The following is a 21,101-nucleotide window of genomic DNA, read 5'->3' as shown; positions in this document are numbered from 1 at the left end:
GTTTAGCTTTTGCTACTGTCCATTACACGTCTCTTGCACTCATCGATCGCTCATGCTCAAGCAACCATTCCTTTCTCCACAAACCACCTGCGTAACCTGTCAATTGTCCGTTTGAGCCGATAATCCGATGACAAGGAATTACGATCCACATCTTATTTTTACCATTTGCATTTCCGACCGCCCTGATGGCTTTCTCTTGGCCAATGGAAACCGCAATATCTTTATAGGAAGCCGTATTGGCGTAAGATACTTCTGTTAAAGCACCCCATACTTTTTTCTGAAAATCAGTTCCTGCCAATCGATAGGGAAATGTAAATTTACGGCGTTTCCCTTTGAAATACTCATCTAGTTGACGATAGCAATCGACCAGCACTCTAGGAGTCTGCTGCTGTATCATATGGACAGCTATATCCCGCTCCTTGAACATCATGGAATGGACCGCTTCACCCGTTCCTATGATTTCGATAACTCCAATAGGTGATTCATAATCTAACCGATATCGTTCATTCATACAGAGACCTCCATAAATAAAAGGTCGCATAGGCCTGCCAGCCTTCCCATTGAGTTGCCAGCTCCCTGATTTCTTCGATCGACGGTTTACGCTCAAGTCCTAGTTGTATTTTCAATGCATTATGAAGCCCTACATCCGTTATAGGAAGTGCTGCAGGCTGTTGCAGGCACTTCATCATCACATAATCAGCTGTCCATGCCCCGACCCCTCTAATCTTCATCAAAGACTGCTTGATGTCTTCATAATCCCGTTTCTGAAGAAGCGATGGTTTCATCAAGTCACCATTCGCCATCGCCCTTGCAATACCGATAACATATTCAGCCTTTCTCGTCGTGAATTGAAGATTTCTTAAATCCTGTACATCTAATGCTGCGATCCGTTCATATTTCGGATATAGCCAATACACATCTCCCCCGAAAGAAAGAGATTGTCCAAAATGCTTCGTAAAACGTTTCTTCAACGTGTAAGCAAAAGTCAGATTGATCTGCTGCCCGATAACTGCCCATGTTAAAGCTTCAAACAAATCTGGAATACATATCATCCGTAATCCGTAATATTTCTGGACAAGCGGCCCAAGTATCGCATCCCGACGGGCCAGGTCATAAAAACCACTTAAGTCTTGGTCCAAATCAAACCATTCACGGACATATGAAGCAATCTCTTCGCTGGCCTGCTTGGATGGCGCTCCCATCGGGAAGTGCACCTGAATCGCTTCTGAGGTACCGACAACTTTCAATAAAATCATTCCGTCATTTGTTTCGACCAGTTTATATACGCAGCCATCTCTAATCTGATGAAGAATGCCATGCTCAGACCTATCCAAGAACGCTAAACACTCAGAAAAAGCAAACTCCGTTGGTGGACAAATCTCTATATAGTATGGTGTGCCGCTCCCCTTCATAGTTGCTCCCCCTTTCTGTTCGAACTTCGATATTCACTGGGCGTGCAATGATGCACTTGGCGAAACACTTTATAAAAATGAGATGGACTCTGAAATCCAGCTTCATAACAAATCTGAAGATTCGTCCCGGATGTGTTCGTTAACAGGTAGGCCGCCTTTTCAGCCCTTATTTTATCCAGATAGGTGCGTGGAGTTTCTGCGGTTTCTTGTTTAAATAGTCGTTCAAGATAGTAAGGACTTACCCCCACATGCTCTGATATATCTTTTAATTCCAGCCGTTGTTTATAATGATTTACTAAAAAAGCAACAACCTCTCTAACAAGTCCAACATGTGGAGAGTAATCAGCTTTAGGCTGACATCTTTTGCAGGCACGATAGCCCGCCTTTTCAATTTCTTCAATATCATCAAAGAACTCCACATTGGTCTTTTTCGGTTTTCTCGATCTGCAAGAAGGGCGGCAGTAAATTTTTGTCGTTCTCACCGCTACATAAAATATCCCGTCATAACTGCGGTCACATGCCACGAATTTCTCCCACATTTCATCAAACGAAAGATGGATATAGGCCACTATTTTACTTTCGCCTCCCTTCGTTATATTGAACCTATTGTATCAAGAAATCTTTGCGAAAAGCGTCCTCATTTTTGCTCTTATGGTCCATCAGAAGCTGCACCCTTATATAGTCATTCGCATATATTGCAACTATGGATAAACACCCAGAGATGGAGGATTTAATGATGAGCATTCAATATACCGCCCCCGGTCCAAGAGAGCACATTTTGTATCAAGCTGGAGAGAACTACTCTCACGGTTTAAAATCTACACGAGATCATATACACCATCTATGCAGAAAACATATGAATCAACTTGTTCGCGTCGAAACGATGGACGGAGATGTTTTCGAAGGGATCATCGTCCATTGTGATCGAGGTATTATGCACCTGAGTTTACCCGCAAGCAACAGTTATCGAGGCTTTAACCCCTTCTTTTATTCGGATGTTATTTTACCGCTCGTCCTTTACGAACTGCTCGTAATTACTCTGCTGTACACCTAGATTCGAAAAGCAGCAGGCTCTTTACACACAAAAAAAGCGCATCTCGGTATCGTATAACGATATCGGGTGCCGCTTACTGGATTCATTTATTTCACATGCTGGGTTTACAATACGTCTTTTAAAGGAGTGATTATTGATGGCATTTATGCCACCACAAGGTCCACAGGGACCGCAACAGGGACCGACATCTCCGCCTCCACAAGCCCCACCTCCGAAGCCGATGACGTCAACACTTGCTGTCGATCCTGGTGCCATTTTTCGCTGTTTGTACCGATACACTTACATTTGGCCGAGATTTGGAATGGGCTTTTGGTTTTTCCCCACGTTTATCGGCCGCACCTCTATTGCCGGCTTTAGATGGACCGGAAGAAGGTGGGTTTACTCCGGGTTCGATTTAAGAAGAATTGAAGCTTTTACTTGTTTCTAATATAACTAGAAAAGCGCCATGCTTGAATGTAAGAATTCAAGCATGACGCTTTTTATTTAACGATATACGGTTTACTGTAAAGCTTTATCCAGCTCTGTAAAAATAACGCCCAAGGCGTAAGCTCCCGCGTCCGGATAACCGATACTCCGCTCACCAACGGTACCTGCTCGTCCCATGCGGGCAACGATGCTTTCCGTCTGCTTTGCTCCTTGAACGGCCGCTTGTGCCGCCTTCGCTGATGCCGTTTTCACATCTTCAGATTGGCTCGCACTTTGTTCCCAAGACTCGGCAAAAGGAACTAACGCATCGATCAAGGTTTTGTCGCCAACGACCGCACCCCGGCCGAATGATCTTTCTCCAGTATCCTGAATTCCCTTGACCACAGCGGACATCATGCCGGCAAACTCCTGCACCGACAGTTCCTTCTTATCCCCGGCATATTTGCTGGCTGCCCGGAAAGCAGAGCCCCAGATCGGACCGGACGCTCCTCCGCAATGCTCCATAATAATCAGAGAGCAAGCATCGAGAAACTCTCCTATATTTCCGGTATGATGTGTGACGATATCCTTCCATTCGGTCTTTAACTGCTTGAAGCCTTTGGCCACACTCATGCCGAAATCGCCATCACCTGCGTGCGCATCCAGCTCACAGAACGGAACCTCATTTTCGATAATGACTTCACTCATCTTGTCGATGAGATATACCAGGTTATTTAAAGAGAACTTATTATGATCAATCGCAGCATATTGCTCATGAGTCTCCACCTTGAAGGAAACTGCTTTATTCTCTTCCGGTTTCAATACAACCTCGGTGTAATTGACTGGCTCAAAAGGCTCTTGAACAACCAGGGCAGGTGTATGACACGGCTCCGCCAGCAATTGCTTCAACTGATCATCAAGCTTCATCAATGTAACCGAAGCGCCGGCCATATCGATACTTGTCATGAAATTGCCGACAAAAACTTTATATACCCGTTTGTTCCGGGATGACAACTCACGGATAACCGAGTTATTTAACAAATACAGCTCCTGCATCGGGGACGCTCCAAAGCCATTGATCATAACAGCCAATTCATGCTCCTGATCGTCCTCTATTTTCAAGCTTTCCAGCAGTTCTTTCACCATGCGTCCGGCCAGTTCATCGGCTGAAACGATCTTTTCCCTGCGAATTCCTGGTTCACCATGGATGCCGACCCCATATTCCATTTCATCTTCCTCCAAGGTGAACATCGGGGTTCCCTTGGCAGGAACGGTGCAGGACGTATACGCGAAACCGATACTTTTGGTATGGTCGATCGCATTCTGAGCAGCTTCTTTCACCTGATCCAACGCCATGCCAGCTTCGGCAGCTGCACCTGCAATTTTGTGAACAAGAACGGTTCCAGCCACTCCCCGTCTACCCACCGTATAGAGGCTGTCTTCTACCGCGATATCATCGTCAACTTTGACAAAATCGACCTGAATGCCGTCTTCGCTGGCCAGATGAGCCGCATTTTTAAAGTTCATAATATCGCCGCTGTAGTTCTTGATAATTAACAGCGTCCCTTTATTGGAAGCCGAGGAGCGGATCGCTTGGTACACTTGAATCTGGGAAGGAGATGCAAACACATCACCTGCAACGGCTACATCGAGCATTCCTTTCCCGACAAACCCCGCATGAGCCGGTTCATGTCCGCTGCCACCACCGCTGATCAGCGTTACCTTTTCCGGGTTGATCTCTTTTTTCTTGATGATTTTATACTTGCTGTTAAACTCTAGTTCCGGATGGGCCAGTACGATCCCGTTGCACATCTCCCTCACTAAAGTTTCCGGTTGGTTCATAATTTTTTTCATCTTATACCTCCTTGCTTGCTTTATACTTCCGACCGAGCTGATCGGCTACCATAATGGCTGCTGCCACCGCTTCCTCCGTGATTGGGAATGGCATGGAATGAATCGATTCCTCCGGAATACAAGCTTTCTTCGCTACTTCCAGCAATTCTTCGTGCGTGACGTTATCAACTCCAAGGTCTGGAAGACAGACAGGAAGACCTATCGCTGTGCAGAACGCCAAGACTTCATTTAGCTCTTCTTTCGGTGCATTTTCAAGAACCAGCTGGGCAATCGTTGAAAAGGCTACTTTTTCCCCATGGTAATAATGATGGGTTCCTTCGAGCGAAGTTAAACCATTATGAATCGCATGAGCCGCAGCCAGCCCACCGCTCTCAAAACCGAGCCCGGACAATAGAATGTTCGCCTCAATAATGTTCTCCAGTGCAGGGGTAACCATATTGTGGTCACAGGATACCTTAGCCTGAACACCATCCTTAAGCAGCATTTCGTAACAGAACTTGGCCAGTGCAAGCGCCGTATTGGTTCCTTTTGCCTCACCGCAAATTCCTTCACGAACACCGCATGGCAGACCGGCATTCACATTCGAGTAAGATCTTGCCGTAGCTCTGGCTTCAAAATAGGTAGATAGCGCATCACCCATACCAGCCACCAAAAATCTCGTAGGCGCATTAGCAATTACGGTTGTATCTATCATTACCACACTAGGGCTTTGTTTAAAATAAGCGTAGTCATCAAATTCCCCATCCGGCGTATACAGAACAGCGGAATGGCTCGTTGGCGCATCGGTTGCTACAATCGTTGGAACGATGATCAAGGCATCGCCTTCAGCCACACATTTTGCGGTATCAATCGCTTTTCCTCCACCCAATCCGATCGTGCAGGCACAGGCTTTTTCTTTAGCCAGCTCTTTCAGCCTTTTCACTTCTTCGCGAGAACACTCTCCTTGGAATCCGCTTTCAACCAATGTGATATTGAATTTATCTATAGTAGATTTCAGTTTATCTTTGACCCGTTTTACATCATCTGAATGGGCAATAAGTAAAGCGGAATCCCCGAATTCTTTTACAAAATAACCCAGGTTTAAAAGCTCATCTTCTCCCTGTACATACTTAGTTGGACAAATAAATGCTTTTCTCATCATTAAATTCCTCCCTTACTTTCTTGGTTTCATTATAGGCTTTCTATAAATTTTAATCATTGGACGAAACATTTTAATTAAAGCGCTTTCAGATGGAGTTTTTTTGTCATATAGCTGATAAATTGTATAATCTTGTCCTTTGTACAAGTGGTCATAGTATAATGAAAGAGGTTGTACCATACAACCGTACTCGCACAGCAAGTTTACAGGGAGTGAGTCAAAGTGAAAAGTTCATTGTTTCAATTGGATAAAATCATTGATTTAGAAAAGTGGCATAAGCTGCAGGACTCCCTTGCGCTCGTTACCAAAATGGCTATTATTACAGTCGATTACAAAGGGGTCCCTGTTACGAAGCACAGCTATTGTCAATCCTTCTGTCAGTCCGTCAGAAAAGATCCGTCACTGTCCCCGTACTGTCAGAAATGTGATGCCAGAGGCGGTTTGGAAGCGGTACGTCTCAATAAACCATACATTTACTTATGTCATTTCAACATTATTGATATCGCTATACCGATCATTGTTGATAATCAATACATCGGCGCACTCATGGCAGGGCAAATCAAGCTGCGTGATGCCGGCCAGCCTCCGCAACTTGAACAGATCGTTACCCGTCCCTCAAATTCAGAAACGAATAAAAAAATTAAAACGTTAAAGCAGGACTATCATTCTCTGCCAACCTTATCTTACGAAGAAGTAACAACCATCGCCGACATGTTGTCTCACTTATGCAATTATATTGTGGAAGAAGCGATAACCAAGACCTCGACCATCGATATGTACAAAAAAGCTCTATCCATGGACGTTGCAGAGCATCCGGTAAAAGATTCGGTGATTAACTCCGATCTTCCGCTCCGCAACATACAAGCGATTCAGCATGAACTGTCCAACACGCTTATTGAAAATAAGATCAAACAGACGACCACCAATGAGTTCCGTTCTACCAACACACTGCTGCAGCCGGCATTTGACTATATTTATCATCATAAGAATAAAAATATAACCCTCAGTGAGATGGCTAAGCTCTGTCATATTAGTCCAAGTTATTTCAGCCGGGTTTTTGTCAAAGAAACCGGTGAGAACTTCTCCGTCTTTGTTTCACGTCTGAAAATTGAATGGGCCAAACAGCTTCTGGAGACAACCGATCTGCCGATTCACCAGATCAGTGATGAACTGGGCTTCTGTGATTCGGGTTATTTTATTAAAACTTTCAAAAAGTTTGAAGCTATAACGCCTACCGTTTACCGTACGGTGTATCAGGAAAAGCATACAGGAGTGAAATAATATAAGTTTGAAAAACGAAAAATATCGGTCATGATGACCGATATTTTCATATAAAAGACCTGTATTATATTGGCGTTACAGGACTATAGCTTTTTTACGAACTCAGATTTTAGCTTCATCGGACCGAATCCATCGATTTTGCAATCAATATTATGATCGCCTTCAATCAGCCGGATATTCTTTACCTTTGTACCGATCTTCAAAACAGACGAGCTTCCCTTTACTTTCAGATCTTTAATGATGGTGATAGAATCACCGTCGTTTAATACGTTGCCGTTGGCATCTTTGACAACCAGGGTCTCTTCACTATTGTTCTCGTCTTCCACGCTCCATTCATGAGCACATTCCGGGCATACCAGAACATTTCTGTCTTCATATGTGTATTCTGAATTACATTTCGGGCAGTTTGGTAAATTAGACATTGTTTTAACTTCTCCATTTCTTTGTTGTTCATATTTCATACTATTCTGCCATAGTCCTATGTGAAAGACAATGAACGCACCCACATAGGGCGACCACGATTTTTTAGCAAAACATTTCAAGTCAGCAGATGCCGATAGTTCAGGCTGATTGCAATGGCAAACAAGCTTTCTCCTAACTCTGATCTCCCGGAAATACATTTCTACTAAGGAGTGGAAAAATGAAAAGGAAATGGACTGCTTCTGATAAGACAATTATTGTAGGTGGCCTTCTACTTGCTGGAATTTTCGCTGTAACAGGTATCCTTTTGCTGTTAGGTATGAAGTACAATATTATTCGATTGAATTAGCGAACTGTTCAAATAATTTTAGGAAGGCGCTAGATCATGAACGCGATATCTTATCGGAAATCCGTGGCATGGGGTAAAGCACTTGGCAGTTTACTGTTTGTGCTGGCCTGCCTGTTTCTGCTGTATGCAGCTTTTTTCATGGATACTTCCTTTATTCGTAAGTTTTTTTGTATCACATCAGCTATAATAGGGATTCCGTTTTTCGGAGGATACTTGGTTATCAGCTTGCCAAAGGCGCTAAAATCAGACACGCAGTTGCTGGCCTACGATCAAAATTCCATTTCAGATGGTACGCGGACCGTAGCCTGGGCGGAGATTACAAGTATTAGCTACAGCGGCCCTTCCATTCGGAAGTGGCTGCTTCCGAAATTTCCTATGCTGATTTTTCATTTGAAAAACAGAGAGACCTGGACTGTGAATACGTATTATTTGTTGACCGATACCGAAATTCAGTCTGTCATGAAGCACCTGCGGGGGCTGATCAGCCGTAACGGAAAGGAAATGAAATAGATCTGTATTGAAGGATTTGCTTACATGAGCGAGCATTCCTAGAGAAACATATCTAGTTAATATGTAACATAATGAGCGTCTATTAGGCGCTTTTTAATATGGTATAATATCCCATGTCGATAGAATGGCTATATGGGCGGTCGGCTAATCTCCCGGAAGGGAGGTGATGCCTGTGGAGGTTAAGGATGCTTTGACACTCATGATTCAATTCGGTACGTTGATTATGACGCTTATCGGGTTGATAATCACACTTGTCATAGCATTGAACCAAAACAAAAAGAAATAGACCGCCCTCGACAAGGAAAACGGTCTATTTCTTGACTTGTTTCCGAAGCCACCGCCCTTATAAGCGGCTGTTGTCAAGGAGTGAAAGATGTTAACGCATCTTCGCTCCCTTTTATTATATACATATTGTACCATAATATTATCCTGTTTCAAGCATTGTCAATACGGGAAACTTCAAAAGACAAGATGAAATACCACATCGCCCTTCGGATTAAAACATCATCATACTTTAGACATGCTTTTCTGTAGCAAACAGGGTTTTAGTGGGTGCTGCTTTGTAATGGATAAGCCTGGTTTCCGAGGATACACTAGGATTATTCCATATTATTAGTCGCGCCAATAACACGCCATATATTGCAAGTACTCACATAAACCAAGAGGATGTTATAATCGTTCCCGACACCTGTTGAGATCATATTATTCAAGGAGGAAAAGCGATGGATAATCAAGTAATACCGGAAATTCGCAAAACGATTGTGCTTAACGCGCCAATCGAAAAAGTATGGAAGGCTGTTGCAACATCAGAGGGTATTGCGGCGTGGTGGATGGAGAACACATTCGAGCCTGTTGCTGGATACGAATTCATCCTTCATGCAGGCCAGTTCGGTGATTCCCCATGTAAAGTAACTGAAATTAGCCCACCGCATCGTGTCTCGTTTGATTGGGATCAAGATTGGCATCTCGCCTTTGAATTAAAGTCGGTGGACGCCGGAAAAACAGAGTTCACTTTAATTCATTCCGGTTGGGACCCGGAAAAAGTTACAGCATTTGGACAACCCCACTCGGTCATTCGTGAAGTGATGAACGGCGGATGGGAAAGCATTGTGAAAGAAAACCTTGTGAAATACGTGGAAGCATAAGATTGCTTCGGAGGATCATCTCCACAGCATGATGAGTTGCCCGCCGACATGTGGCGCACCGCGCTTTGGAAGCATCGCGCGGTGCGAAAAGCTGTCTTTTAAACGATATCAGGCTTTGCCTGAAGCCTCCCATTTCGAAACTTCCTCACGAACACGCGGGGCCACTTCTGTCCCGAGCAGCTCAATGGCCCTCATCACATCGTTATGCGGCATCGTACCAAGAGGCACATGCAGCATAAACCGCGTAATCCCGACGTTTTTCCGAAGATGAATGATTTTCTGGGCAACGGTCTCCGGATCGCCAACGTACAGTGCCCCTTCAAAGCTGCGTGCTAAATCATAGGTGGAACGATCATAATGCCCCCAGCCCCGCTCGCGCCCGATGACGTTCATACTCGCTTGAGTGGATGGAAAGAATTTGTCAGCTGCTAGCTCGGTATCTTCTGCAATGAAGCCATGGGAATGAGACGCTACCGGCAGTTTGGAAACATCATGCCCTGCATGAGCGGCTGCTCTTTTATAAAGCTCCACAAGCGGCGCGAACTGTGTCGGTCTTCCCCCGATAATCGCAAGAACAAGCGGCAATCCAAGCAGACCGGCGCGAATGACAGATTCCTGATTCCCTCCACTACCAATCCATACCGGCAGCGGTTCCTGAACGGGACGCGGATACACGCCCAGATTGTTGATCGCAGGCCGATGTTTGCCCTCCCATGTTACTTTCTCGGATGCCCGGATTTTAAGCAGCAGATCCAGCTTCTCTTCGAACAGCTCATCATAATCACCAAGATCATAACCAAACAGCGGAAAAGACTCGATAAATGAACCTCGACCCGCCATAATCTCTGCACGTCCATTCGAAATTCCATCAAGGGTAGCAAAATCCTGAAACACACGTACCGGATCATCAGACGAGAGCACGGTCACCGCACTGGTAAGACGTATCCTCTTCGTCTGCGGCGCAGCTGCCGCCAGCACCATAGCAGGTGAAGAAGCCGCATAATCCTTCCGGTGATGCTCTCCTACACCAAATACATCTAGCCCGACTTGATCGGCAAGAACAATCTCCTCAACGACCTCACGCAACCGCTGCGCGTGACTTATCACCTCACCAGTATGAACATCTGGCGTTGTTTCCACAAACGTACTGATTCCTATTTCCATGGGCTAACCCCTCCTGTTATCAATATAAAGAAGAAATTTAAAAGAGTAATGAATATTCAAATCCATATATCTTTATATTGAACTATTCGAAAGCAATTTTCAAATTTTATTAGCAGCACAAAATGGACACCCTGAAGGTGCCCAAAACGGGTCTAAACGATTAGCCAAACATATTTAAAAGCCAAGTGGCAACCTACGATAATAAGTTGCCCCTTGGCTTTATAAAAATCGTCACATCTCGCTTTATGATTTCCAAATAGGTGACTCGAACATTTCCTTGGTGCTTGGATAAACCACGTCAGCCCCCGATTGCTTCAGCAAATTGGCATCACCGATACCAATCGCATACATGCCTGCAGCTTTAATCGCTTCGATTCCCGCCTGCGCATCCTCAATGCCTACACAAGCTGCCGGATCAGCTCCTACTGCCGCTGCACCACTCAGGAAGATGTCCGGTGAAGGTTTTCCAGGAATGCCTTCCGGATTCACAATCACTTTAAACAGCTCCGTCAAATCCAGAGAATTAAGAATTTTCGGTGCGTTTTTGCTGGCAGAAGCTACGATAGCAGGAATATTGCGCTCCTGCAGGTAAAGTAGCAATTCGCGAATACCCGGATACGTGTGATCCGGCGTCAAATCAGACAGCAAGGACACGTAATGGTCATTCTTCTCCTGAGCAAGGCGTGCCTTGTCCTCATCTGTATACTTATCCTGAACTCCGCCATGGACAAGAATTCTCTCTAGCGATTCCATGCGGCTAATCCCTTTAAGCGACTCGTTAAATTCCCGGTCTATCGTAATGCCAATGCTTTCAGCCATCTGCTTCCAAGCGATAAAATGATGCTCTGCCGTATCTGTGATAACTCCATCAAGGTCAAATAAAACTGCTTGAATATTCATATCTATGTATCCACTTCCTATTCAAATATGTTCATCTAACTGTTTCATTGTACAACAAAAATAGCCTTTATGGACATACACCGTAACCCATCAGCAATTGAATCACTGCTGCTGAACAATATATTGCATTTTCAAGATACCCCAGGTCCATGTCCATTGACTATGAGATAACATACTCTATTTATTCTAAGAATGATCTTTGCGATATAGTTCGCGACTCTTGTACCCTGCCCGAAGAATCATCTTCATCTCTTCTCGGCGCTTGGCTCTGGTTGCCTCTTGCTTGGCGCTATACACATAACGTGCCCAGTCCTTGCGGTATCCTGGAGTAAGCGACTGGAAGAAGGCCAGCAGCTCCGGCGTATCCTCCAAATCCTTTTCTACACTAGGAATCAGAGAAATATAATCATCGACGCACTGACTTGATCTTGAAGAAGATTTATTCTTTCCTGCTGCATCCTCCTTGAATCCTACAACCGTAAAAACATCATCCAATCCGACCATTCGTGCAAATTTGATATCGCTCGTCCCAATATATCCTTCCTGATCACTGCCGACACCTTCCAACAGGTCATCGCGGTGAATAAAAGTGGAATATACCTTGTTTCCTTTTTTAGGGTATGCCGCAAAGAGATACCCGTTTTTACGGAGAAGATTCTGAGCAATCACATGGTTTACAAGTTCTTTTAAAGACTTTAGATCCAGTACAAACGCAAAAATCAGATTATATGCATCCTTCTTGAGTGTTGTATCATACCCTGTCATCCCGGCAAAATAATCAGAGCCTTCCGGCTCGTTCAAAATAGCAACCTGCTCAAATTTATGCAAATTCAGCTTTTCTACGATCGATTTCGACATAACGCTTGATCCCCTAACTGTTGGTTGAATGTTCTTCGCTGATCCATGCTTATTATATCCAAAAAGGAGAAAATGAAATAATTAGAGGACTGTCATATCGATTTTACGTGAAATGGCATACATCGATGAAAATGTCATTTCCTATTTTGATTACGCATTGGTATGATGAGAATAATTTCCCGCTTCAGGCTGTTCATGTATCGGCTCAAATACATACCGATTCCGCCCGGCTCCGACACCTGCCGCCACTGTTATTACTAACACAACAAGCAATAGCACGATCGACAGAGTCCAGGTTCCGGTATAATCAAACAGCCAGCCCATCAAGATCGGGCCAGTTGCCGCAAGCAAATACCCAATCGACTGGGACATACCTGACAATACAGCTGCTTGTTCTGCATTCACAGATCGAAGTCCCATGAACGCGAGGGCAAGACTGATGCAAGCACCTTGACCTATACCGATAAGAATGACAGATATCGACAAGGCAATCATATTTCCGCCGACGAACAAACCGGCAATTCCCATTCCGTACAAAACCCCAACAACCGCTACAAGGCCTTTTTGGTCACGAAATCTCTCCGCTAATACCGGAGCCAAAAATGTAGCTGGCAATCCGCAAAATTGGGTGATCGACAGCATCCAGCCTGCCGTTGCAACACTCATCCCATAGCTCCGCAAAATTTCAGGCATCCACGCGATAACCGAGTAGAACAGAAATGACTGCAGACCCATAAATACGGTAACTTGCCATGCGATAGCTGATTTCCAGAGTGGAGGGGTTGCCTCCGCTGAAGAATGCTTGTTGTGTTCTATTTTTCTCCCGGCATTGCCAAGCTGAGGAATCCAGATCAACATAGCAGTGATCGCAAGTACAGACCATGTGGATAGAGATAGCTTCCACCCAAGTCCCAAGCCTACAGCTAACGGTATGCTTATCCCCGATGCAAGGGCGGCAAACACATTCATCGCCGTCGTATACATGCTTGTCGTTATTCCAATTTTCGTCGGATATTTCTGCTTCACAAGACTGGGCAATAACACATTTAAGATGGCAATGCCTATCCCGATCAGAACAGTGCCTGTAAATAAAAGAACAGTTCCACCCGCCGACCGAACCAGCAATCCAATCAACAAAATAAGCAGACCCGCAAACAACGTTCTTTCATTTCCAAATCTCACTCCAAACTTCGGAGCTAATATGGAAAATAACCCAAATGAAATGAGTGGCAATGTCGTTAAACTGCCGGCCACCCCATTGGATATCAGTAAATCTTCTCGAATCTCTCCAATCAGAGGACCGACAGCCGTAATAGCAGAACGCATGTTAAATGCGATAAAAATGATACCTAGCATCAACAGTCCCCTGCGGAACATTAACGATTCGGATGATGATCCAGGCAGCTTCACAGATCCCTCACCTCCTCTTATGCCCTAACAACCCATTTTTCGGACTCGATGAAGGACTCGAATTGAGTGAATAAACTTGTCTCGACAGGGATGATCGAACAGCTTTTTTCAACTTCATATCCTACAAAACCTCCCATCAATTAGGCCGCCTCAAAAAGGAACACGTTCTGTTTAACAACCATGCATCTATGTTGGCTGGACCAGCGAAACCAGACACCCTATCATCCAAGCAAAGGAAGTTTGATTTTGCTAAATCTTAACATATCTAACCCGTAAAATACCCCCGGTATTTTAAAAATACATAATAAAAATATTGTGAAAAAATAAACTAGGAAAAAGGATTCATTTAATCAACAAAAACAAGCCCCGAAATGATCGGGGCTTGTTGCATACGGATATGTTGACTTACTTACTGTCTTTAGATGCTTGACCTTCGCTGTATGCTTTTTGGAAGCTTTCAATGAGAAGACCGTAATGTGGCATAATTTCTGAAAAAATCTTGGCAAATTCCTCAGCATCTGGGCGGTTCCATGTTCCCTGAATTTCAGAGATGAGTGCCAGGGTATCAGTCGGAATAGCTCCTGCTTGCACAACGCGAGCAAGCGTAATATCTGTAGCCATTTTACTCCAGTTTCCAGATGCATCAACGACCGTATACACTTTATAGCCGGCAGCAAGTGCGGATAATGTCGGGAATGCCATGCACACGCTAGTCAGTGTACCCGCAATGATCAATGTTTTCTTGCCGGTTTCTTCGATGGCTTTAACAAAGTTTGGATTGTCCCAAGCATTGATTTCCCCGTTACGAGGTACATATACGATATCTGGCAAAATCTCCTGGATTTCCGGAATCAACGGGCCATTCGGACCTGTTGGAACAGAATCGGTGGTAATAGCAGGGATGTTAACCAGCTTTGCCATTTTCGCAAGAGCGATCGCATTTCGGCGCAGCGCTGTCACGTCCATATCCTGTACGGTTTGGAACAGCCCGCTTTGGTGGTCAATCAATAATAAAAGTGCATCATTTGGATCAATAAATACGTTTTGCTGTTGGTTTGTCATAACAAAGACCTCCTTATTTTTTAAAAAATATTCACTTATTAATACCCATTTCATGTTGAGCTATAACTTGTTGTTTAATCCTTGAACTAACTTCCTCCTTCAAATGAAAAACAAATTTACGTTGTTATTCATCACTTTCTTTATGGAATATAGTGCGAATAGGCAACATCACCTTTCATTTGAGTGATTATTATCTTAATATTAAGATATACTACATCAAGCTGTATGTCAACACCTATTTTGTTTTAATATACAAATAGCACCAGAAATAACCTACCTCCGAAAAAGCAGATTACTCCTGGCGCATATCATGAACGAGCTATAGTTCGTTTTATTCTGTTGTAGATGAAGTGGGTGCTATATCACATGAGGATGTACATGTTTTGGATAAAGAACAGCCAGCGCATTTCCCTTTTTTCGTCTTTTTCACATAAGAGAACAGTGTCCATCCGGTATAACCGAAGATCAGAGCACCGATCAAAATGCTTGCCAGCATGACGGTCACTTCCTTTCTTGATCAGCTTTTACTTAAAAGCCAAAAGCCCTTCCGATTGTAACAATCGCCAGAGAAATACTGTACGCAATGACCAGAGAATAAAGGACCGAAAACCAGGTCCAGCGCGCGGACATCGTCTCTTTGCGAATAACCCCGACTGTAGCAAGACAAGGTACATACAGCAGAATAAATGCCATAAAGGCATACGCCTGTAGCGCCGTAAACTGTCCGGCGAGCAAGTCCTGCAAAGCCTGCGTATCCGGAGCGGCATAAATAATGCTCATGGTGGATACGACAACTTCCTTAGCGAAGAAACCTGTGATTAAAGATGCACCAGCTTGCCATGTACCAAAACCGAGCGGTGTCAGCAGGTATCCAACCCCTTTTCCGATCATAGCCAAAAAGCTTTCGTTCATCGGAACATCAAATCCCCCAGGACCCATATAACTTAACAGCCAGATCATAACTGATCCACCGAAAATAAACGTTCCCGCTTTCCGAATAAAGCCTTTTCCTTTATCCCAAGTACTGCGAACGAGCGTCTTCCATTGCGGAATTCGATACGGCGGCAGCTCTACAACAAACATGGATTCCTGCTGCTTTAGTATGGTGGAAGAGAACAGTTTCGCGAGCAGCAGCGCTAAAACAATCCCCATTACATATAGAGACAAAACAATCAAAGCTTGATTCGATTTGAAAAAGATACCGACAAACAGGCTGTACACCGACAGCCTTGCCGAGCAAGACATCAGCGGCGACAAAATAATCGTCAATAATCTTTCCTTCGGCTGTTCAATGGTTCGGGCAGCCATAATACCCGGTACGTTGCAGCCAAAACCGATGATCATCGGAATGAACGCTTTACCGTTCAAACTGACCGCTTCCATCAGCCGATCCATCACCGATGCAATCCGGGCCATATAGCCGGAATCCTCAATAAAGGAAATGATTAAAAATAAAATGAGAATCTGAGGTACAAATACTAGCACTCCGCCAACGCCAGCAAAAACTCCGTCAAATATCATTGACTTAATAAAAGATGTAGCCCCAACACTATTCAACAGCTGCTCGGTAATATTCTTTAGCGGACCATTAATAAATCCGTCCACCATGTCGGATAAGGGAACGCCCAGCCATTCAAAAGTCAGCTTAAACGCCACATACATAAACAGCAGAAATATCGGAATACCTAGATACTTGTTCGTAACAACCCGGTCAATCCGCTCCGTCAGCGTGCTGCGCCCTTCCTTTGTCCGCGTCAGACATTGTGCAACAATTTCTTTGATATACTCGCTCCTCTTGTTGCGAATATAATGGGAAAGTTGTGATACACCATAAGTTTCCCTAACAGACTGCTCTGTGGAATGATAAAATTGTGCCAGCCACTCGGCATCGATCACGTCCTCCAGCACAGCACGCACAACTGGATTGCCCTCCAGGAACTGGACAGCCATCCAGCGCGGGGAGCAGATTTGCTCCGGCAGCTTGGCAGTCAGCTCAGCGAACGCCTTCTCCAGGACCTCCCCGTAAGAAATGTAGTGATTTTTTTCACATATGTTTCCGAACGAATTGTCTGTATCCTCTGTAATCGTACGAAGCAATACATCGCAACCTTTTCCGCTACGAGCTACTACAGGAATAACAGATACATCCAGCAGCTCGGACAATCGTTTTACATCGATCTCCATCCCCCGCTGCTTCGCCACATCCATCATATTCAGTGCAATAACAACAGGCTTGCCATATTCCAGCAGCTGCATGGTCAGGTTTAGATTTCTTTCTATCTGGGAAGCATCCACGACGTTTAGAATACAATCCAAAGAATCATTCAATAAAAAACGGGAAGCTACCTCCTCATCATGTGACAAAGGATTAAGCGAGTATAGACCCGGAAGATCGATAAGCTGACCTTTTCCTTCTTTCAGCTGTCCGACCTTCTTTTCAACCGTAACCCCGGCCCAATTGCCCACATATTCATAGGAACCTGTCAAAACGTTAAACAATGAGCTTTTGCCAGTGTTCGGGTTACCTGCTAAAACGATCTCTCTCATACAGCTTCCACTTCAATCTGATGAGCTTCTTTACGGCGTATAGCAACCTTCTGTCCGTTCGCCTCCAATGTAATAGGTCCGCCAAAAGGCAGCCGTTGTTTAATGCAAATCTGGCAGCCCTCCACAATGCCAAGATCACAAAGCCGTCTTGAGACCAACGGATTTCTGCATCCCAGCTGTACAACCGTAACCAGTGTGTTGATATTCGTGTCAGTTAGCTTCACTTTAAACACTCCATTGAGAATAGTTATCAATTACTTTGGATTATAGAACAACTATTCTCGTATGGCAACAACTTTATATTATAATAATTACATATAAATAATGAGTTTTGACCGTTCCGTAGAAGATTCCTAAATATTTCGACCATTGATTGTAACGAAACACCTATTTACAGGTCTTATATACAAGGAGGTGAACTAGTGACTGACCTGCAGCATATATACGATAAATATTTTCATGAGGTATATCTGTTCGTACTGTCATTAAGTAGAGATGAACATATTGCGGAGGAGATCACGCAAGAAACATTTTTTAAGGCGTTGAAAAGCATTCATTCGTTTAATGGCTCTAGTAAATTAAGTGTTTGGCTGTGCCAAATTGCTAAAAATACATACTTTTCTTATCTCGATAAACAGAAGCGTTATACACCCCATCATAGTTATGACCAGGCCAGTGATCAGGACATAGAAAAACAAGTGATCAATAAGACAGAAGCCTTCCGCATTCACAAATTGGTACACGAGCTGCAAGAGCCATATAAAGAGATTTTTATGCTCCGGGTATTTGGCGAACTCTCTTTTTATCAGATTAGTCAAATTTTTGGCAAAACCGAAAGCTGGGCCAGAGTCACTTTTCACCGAGCCAAACAAAAAGTACAAAACCTTTACAGGGAGGATGAGCTATGAATCGAATCTCATGTGATGTCATTAAAGATGTGCTGCCGCTGTATTATGACAATGTATGCAGTGAAGCGACCAGAGCTATAGTAGATGAGCACATTGCGGAGTGTGAGGCATGCCGCGATTTGTTGCAAAAGATGAGCATAGACATAGCCTTGCCGACAGAAGGCGTTGAGCAGTATAAACGGGAAGGTATGGAGCTGCAGCAAATCGCCAAACGCTGGAACCGTTCCAAGCTCATCGCTTTTGCGAAAGGATTGATTATAGCTACTTCGATTTGTGGTATTTTAATCTTGGGGTATGTCGGTTTATTCAAGTGGAACTTTATAAGCGCACCTACCGATGTCTTTGAGATCACGGATGTCAGCCAACGAAAGGATGGAAATATTTATTTTCAAGCAGCACAAACCGACGGATACGATTTAAACCGAGTCAAGTATACGCTTACTGACGACGGAAATTTTTACATGACTCCACTTCGTCCAGTTGTTAAATCTAAACATCAACAAAAATTAGGGATTTTCCTTATTGGAAATTATAACTTCGATGTCAAACAACAGAGTGCCAGTCGTAACAAAGAGATACAGGCCATATATTGGGGCACTCCTGAAGATCGCATTCTGATCTGGGAAAAAGGAATGCAGCTGCCTCCGGCCAGCGAAGAAGTTGAAGCGGAATATAATAATTAAGATAAAGAACAGGCTCCATACTTTGAGCCTGTTCTTGTTTCAAACCGTCGCTTACTTGATTAACTCGTCAATTGATTTGTGTTAAAATAGTGCAAAAACCGCTGAATAAACATTTGTGACAATTGAGAAACTTTATTCGTATCCGCACGCGCCCACCCTAATTCAATCGGTTTTTGCTTCACACCGTCCATCTCAAGGGTGACGAAATCACCGTTCAAAATACTTGGGCTATTTATGAAAGAGAAATCATACCCAATGGTTGCTGCCAGGTTTTCCTTTAATGCTGTAGTCAGTGCAAACGGATTATTACTTATGAAAAACAAGTCCAACGGACCATGCATTTCATTAAAATAGTGAACGAAATCATGAACATACGTCTCGTCATAAAGTGCAAATAAATAATTTCTCATTTCCTCCGGGGTTACCCTCTTTCTGGAAGCTAGTGAAGAGCTCTTTCCTACCGCAACTACCATCTTCCCTTCCCAAATCGGTTCAAATATCATCCCTGGTCCAATAGGCTCGGAATCTTGACTCATACCAATCAGTCCAATATCAACCTGATTATGCCGTATCTCATCAAGCACTTTTTCGGAGCCCCTTTCATTAATTTGAAATGTAATACTCGGGTACTCTCGTTTAAAACTGGATACCGTTTTTATCAAGGTACTCATCACTCCAGGTATTGCAGAGATCCGCAACTCCGCGTGCATCATTTCCGATAGCTTTAAAGCTCCGTCCTTCATATCCTGCAGCATGGCAACGACATCTGCCGCCTTTTTGATGATCTCCAGACCCTCTTTCGTAGGGACAGCTCCTGCCCGTGAACGAACGAATAACTGAAGGCCCAGTTCAAACTCCAGGTTGGCAATCGATTGACTGACAGCTGACTGTGTAATATGCAAGTTGTTAGCTGCCGTAGAGAGAGATTTGGTTTTGGCTACTTCGATAATGTAATAGAGCTGATCGAGATTCATATCAAACTCATCCTCTTTCGCTTTATATTAATTTTTTTAATATTTCAATAATTATTATTAATTATATTAAAATTAAGACTTGTTGTACAATAGAATCATTCCATGGAAATATTCAAACTAAATAAAATAAAAAATGCGTAATTCATTGACTGCCCCGAATTTGATGAGTACGTATCATTTGTGTAGGTAAGCGCTAACAGTTCTGGCGATATCGCGTTAATCAATGCAGATAAAAATAAACTATAAGGAGTTTAATTAGAATGAAGTTATCCGAAAAAATCGCAATTATTACGGGCGGAGCTACAGGAATCGGGAAAGCAACCGCTGAGCTGTTCGTTAAGCACGGTGCCAAGGTCGTCATTGCTGATCTTTCCGATCAATCGGAAGCAACTGTAGAAGAATTAATCAGCTTGGGCGGAGAAGCCATTTTTGTGAAGACGAACGTATCCAATGAAGCGGAGGTACAGCATGTTGTCGAAGAAACGGCTCGTCATTTCGGCAGACTTGACATCATGATCGCCAATGCGGGGATCGGGCATCCAAGTACGCCTATAGCTGAATACAGCCTGGAGAGCTGGCAGCAAATGATCGATATCAACCTGACCGGTGTATTCCTCTGCAATAAATATGCGATCACGCAAATGCAGAAGCAAGGCGGCGGAGGTACAATCGTCAATACTGCCTCCATCATGGGGCATGTTGGAATGCCGTATACAGCGTCATACAATGCGGCAAAAGCCGGCGTTGCCAATCTCACCCGCTCACTCGGCGTGACCTATGCCAAAGAAGGCATTCGTATTAATGCAGTATGTCCTGGTTTTGTCGATACGCCGATTTTAAACAACGCAGATGAGGCCAAGAAAGCTCAACTTGTCGCCCTTCATCCGCTGGGTCGTCTTGGTCGTCCGGAGGAAATTGCCAATGCCATGCTGTTCCTGGCTAGTGATGATTCTTCCTTCGTCGTAGCTTCTAACCTTCTCGTAGACGGTGGTTATACAGCCCAATAATAAACAAACTGGAGGTATAA

Annotated in this window: 23 protein-coding genes; 8 read left to right on the top strand and 15 right to left on the bottom strand. The window is 44.0% G+C overall.

Annotated elements, in window-relative coordinates:
• Positions 1-22 precede the first annotated feature (22 nt).
• The 3 genes from C8268_RS22170 to C8268_RS22160 are packed head-to-tail and all read right to left on the bottom strand — an operon-like array spanning position 23 to position 1,981.
• Positions 23-511, bottom strand: coding sequence for a methylated-DNA--[protein]-cysteine S-methyltransferase (locus C8268_RS22170; protein ID WP_106769696.1), 489 nt, complete (start codon positions 509-511; stop codon positions 23-25).
• Positions 504-1,412: a DNA-3-methyladenine glycosylase family protein gene (locus C8268_RS22165; protein ID WP_106769695.1), complete on the bottom strand. Its 909-nt coding sequence runs from the start codon at positions 1,410-1,412 to the stop codon at positions 504-506. Before C8268_RS22165 ends, C8268_RS22170 begins: the two co-directional genes overlap by 8 nt.
• Positions 1,409-1,981: a bifunctional transcriptional activator/DNA repair enzyme AdaA gene (locus tag C8268_RS22160; RefSeq protein WP_420094259.1), complete on the bottom strand. Its 573-nt coding sequence runs from the start codon at positions 1,979-1,981 to the stop codon at positions 1,409-1,411. Before C8268_RS22160 ends, C8268_RS22165 begins: the two co-directional genes overlap by 4 nt.
• A 164-nt stretch (positions 1,982-2,145) precedes the next feature.
• On the opposite strand from C8268_RS22160, the gene C8268_RS22155 reads away from it, so the two are divergent.
• The gene (locus C8268_RS22155) at positions 2,146-2,466 is read left to right on the top strand and encodes a hypothetical protein (protein ID WP_234032929.1); all 321 of its coding nucleotides are present in this window, start codon (positions 2,146-2,148) and stop codon (positions 2,464-2,466) included.
• 498 nt (positions 2,467-2,964) lie between these two features.
• Here the strand turns inward: C8268_RS22155 and dhaK are convergent, their stop codons facing one another.
• Together dhaK and C8268_RS22140 are read right to left on the bottom strand one after the other, a co-directional pair.
• Positions 2,965-4,725 (bottom strand): dihydroxyacetone kinase subunit DhaK, encoded by a 1,761-nt coding sequence (gene dhaK, locus C8268_RS22145; RefSeq protein WP_106769691.1) that lies wholly within the window; start codon positions 4,723-4,725, stop codon positions 2,965-2,967.
• A 1-nt stretch (position 4,726) separates the two neighbouring features.
• On the bottom strand, positions 4,727-5,863 hold the full coding sequence (locus C8268_RS22140; protein ID WP_106770069.1) for a glycerol dehydrogenase: 1,137 nt from the start codon (positions 5,861-5,863) through the stop codon (positions 4,727-4,729).
• 222 nt (positions 5,864-6,085) lie between these two features.
• Here C8268_RS22140 and C8268_RS22135 point away from each other — a divergent pair, with 222 nt between their 5' ends.
• Entirely contained in the window at positions 6,086-7,144 is a 1,059-nt protein-coding gene (locus C8268_RS22135) for a PocR ligand-binding domain-containing protein (protein ID WP_106769690.1), read from the top strand.
• 83 nt (positions 7,145-7,227) lie between these two features.
• Here the strand turns inward: C8268_RS22135 and C8268_RS22130 are convergent, their stop codons facing one another.
• Entirely contained in the window at positions 7,228-7,566 is a 339-nt protein-coding gene (locus tag C8268_RS22130) for a zinc ribbon domain-containing protein YjdM (protein WP_106769689.1), read from the bottom strand.
• A 383-nt stretch (positions 7,567-7,949) separates the two neighbouring features.
• On the opposite strand from C8268_RS22130, the gene C8268_RS22125 reads away from it, so the two are divergent.
• From C8268_RS22125 to C8268_RS22120, 3 genes are all read left to right on the top strand, one after another.
• Positions 7,950-8,423: a DUF5381 family protein gene (locus C8268_RS22125; RefSeq protein ID WP_106769688.1), complete on the top strand. Its 474-nt coding sequence runs from the start codon at positions 7,950-7,952 to the stop codon at positions 8,421-8,423.
• A 172-nt stretch (positions 8,424-8,595) separates the two neighbouring features.
• Positions 8,596-8,709, top strand: coding sequence for a putative holin-like toxin (locus C8268_RS23270; RefSeq protein ID WP_234032928.1), 114 nt, complete (start codon positions 8,596-8,598; stop codon positions 8,707-8,709).
• 436 nt (positions 8,710-9,145) lie between these two features.
• The gene (locus C8268_RS22120; RefSeq protein ID WP_106769687.1) at positions 9,146-9,568 is read left to right on the top strand and encodes an SRPBCC family protein; all 423 of its coding nucleotides are present in this window, start codon (positions 9,146-9,148) and stop codon (positions 9,566-9,568) included.
• A gap of 108 nt (positions 9,569-9,676) precedes the next feature.
• Here the strand turns inward: C8268_RS22120 and C8268_RS22115 are convergent, their stop codons facing one another.
• The 8 genes from C8268_RS22115 to C8268_RS22080 form a co-directional block, all read right to left on the bottom strand.
• Positions 9,677-10,732, bottom strand: coding sequence for an LLM class flavin-dependent oxidoreductase (locus tag C8268_RS22115; protein ID WP_106769686.1), 1,056 nt, complete (start codon positions 10,730-10,732; stop codon positions 9,677-9,679).
• Between the two features lie 243 nt (positions 10,733-10,975).
• The gene (gene pgmB / locus C8268_RS22110) at positions 10,976-11,632 is read right to left on the bottom strand and encodes a beta-phosphoglucomutase (RefSeq protein ID WP_106769685.1); all 657 of its coding nucleotides are present in this window, start codon (positions 11,630-11,632) and stop codon (positions 10,976-10,978) included.
• A gap of 186 nt (positions 11,633-11,818) precedes the next feature.
• A complete protein-coding gene (locus C8268_RS22105) occupies positions 11,819-12,490 on the bottom strand; it encodes a YdeI/OmpD-associated family protein (RefSeq protein WP_106769684.1) in 672 nt (223 codons plus the stop codon).
• A gap of 150 nt (positions 12,491-12,640) precedes the next feature.
• The gene (locus C8268_RS22100; protein WP_106770068.1) at positions 12,641-13,867 is read right to left on the bottom strand and encodes a CynX/NimT family MFS transporter; all 1,227 of its coding nucleotides are present in this window, start codon (positions 13,865-13,867) and stop codon (positions 12,641-12,643) included.
• A gap of 438 nt (positions 13,868-14,305) precedes the next feature.
• The gene (locus C8268_RS22095) at positions 14,306-14,962 is read right to left on the bottom strand and encodes a hydrolase (protein ID WP_106769683.1); all 657 of its coding nucleotides are present in this window, start codon (positions 14,960-14,962) and stop codon (positions 14,306-14,308) included.
• 331 nt (positions 14,963-15,293) lie between these two features.
• On the bottom strand, positions 15,294-15,458 hold the full coding sequence (locus C8268_RS22090; protein WP_106769682.1) for a FeoB-associated Cys-rich membrane protein: 165 nt from the start codon (positions 15,456-15,458) through the stop codon (positions 15,294-15,296).
• 32 nt (positions 15,459-15,490) lie between these two features.
• Positions 15,491-17,509, bottom strand: coding sequence for a ferrous iron transport protein B (gene feoB, locus C8268_RS22085; RefSeq protein ID WP_106769681.1), 2,019 nt, complete (start codon positions 17,507-17,509; stop codon positions 15,491-15,493).
• Positions 17,506-17,733 carry a FeoA family protein gene (locus C8268_RS22080; RefSeq protein ID WP_106769680.1) on the bottom strand — a complete coding sequence of 76 codons (228 nt, stop codon included), beginning with the start codon at positions 17,731-17,733 and terminating at the stop codon, positions 17,506-17,508. Before C8268_RS22080 ends, feoB begins: the two co-directional genes overlap by 4 nt.
• 198 nt (positions 17,734-17,931) lie before the next feature.
• Between C8268_RS22080 and C8268_RS22075 the strand changes: the two genes are divergently transcribed.
• Together C8268_RS22075 and C8268_RS22070 are read left to right on the top strand one after the other, a co-directional pair.
• A complete protein-coding gene (locus tag C8268_RS22075) occupies positions 17,932-18,417 on the top strand; it encodes an RNA polymerase sigma factor (protein ID WP_106769679.1) in 486 nt (161 codons plus the stop codon).
• The gene (locus C8268_RS22070) at positions 18,414-19,100 is read left to right on the top strand and encodes a zf-HC2 domain-containing protein (RefSeq protein ID WP_106769678.1); all 687 of its coding nucleotides are present in this window, start codon (positions 18,414-18,416) and stop codon (positions 19,098-19,100) included. The genes C8268_RS22075 and C8268_RS22070 overlap by 4 nt, the downstream gene beginning before the upstream one ends.
• A 59-nt stretch (positions 19,101-19,159) precedes the next feature.
• On the opposite strand, the gene C8268_RS22065 is transcribed toward C8268_RS22070, so the two are convergent.
• Entirely contained in the window at positions 19,160-20,074 is a 915-nt protein-coding gene (locus C8268_RS22065; protein ID WP_106769677.1) for a LysR family transcriptional regulator, read from the bottom strand.
• Positions 20,075-20,334: 260 nt separating this feature from the next.
• Between C8268_RS22065 and C8268_RS22060 the strand changes: the two genes are divergently transcribed.
• On the top strand, positions 20,335-21,081 hold the full coding sequence (locus tag C8268_RS22060) for an SDR family NAD(P)-dependent oxidoreductase (protein WP_106769676.1): 747 nt from the start codon (positions 20,335-20,337) through the stop codon (positions 21,079-21,081).
• The last annotated feature ends 20 nt before the right edge of the window (positions 21,082-21,101 follow it).

Origin of the sequence: Paenibacillus faecalis, from assembly GCF_900289175.1 — a bacterium.
In the GTDB taxonomy this organism is placed as follows: domain Bacteria; phylum Bacillota; class Bacilli; order Paenibacillales; family Paenibacillaceae; genus Paenibacillus_AQ; species Paenibacillus_AQ faecalis.
This window is presented reverse-complemented; position numbering and strand designations above follow the sequence as displayed.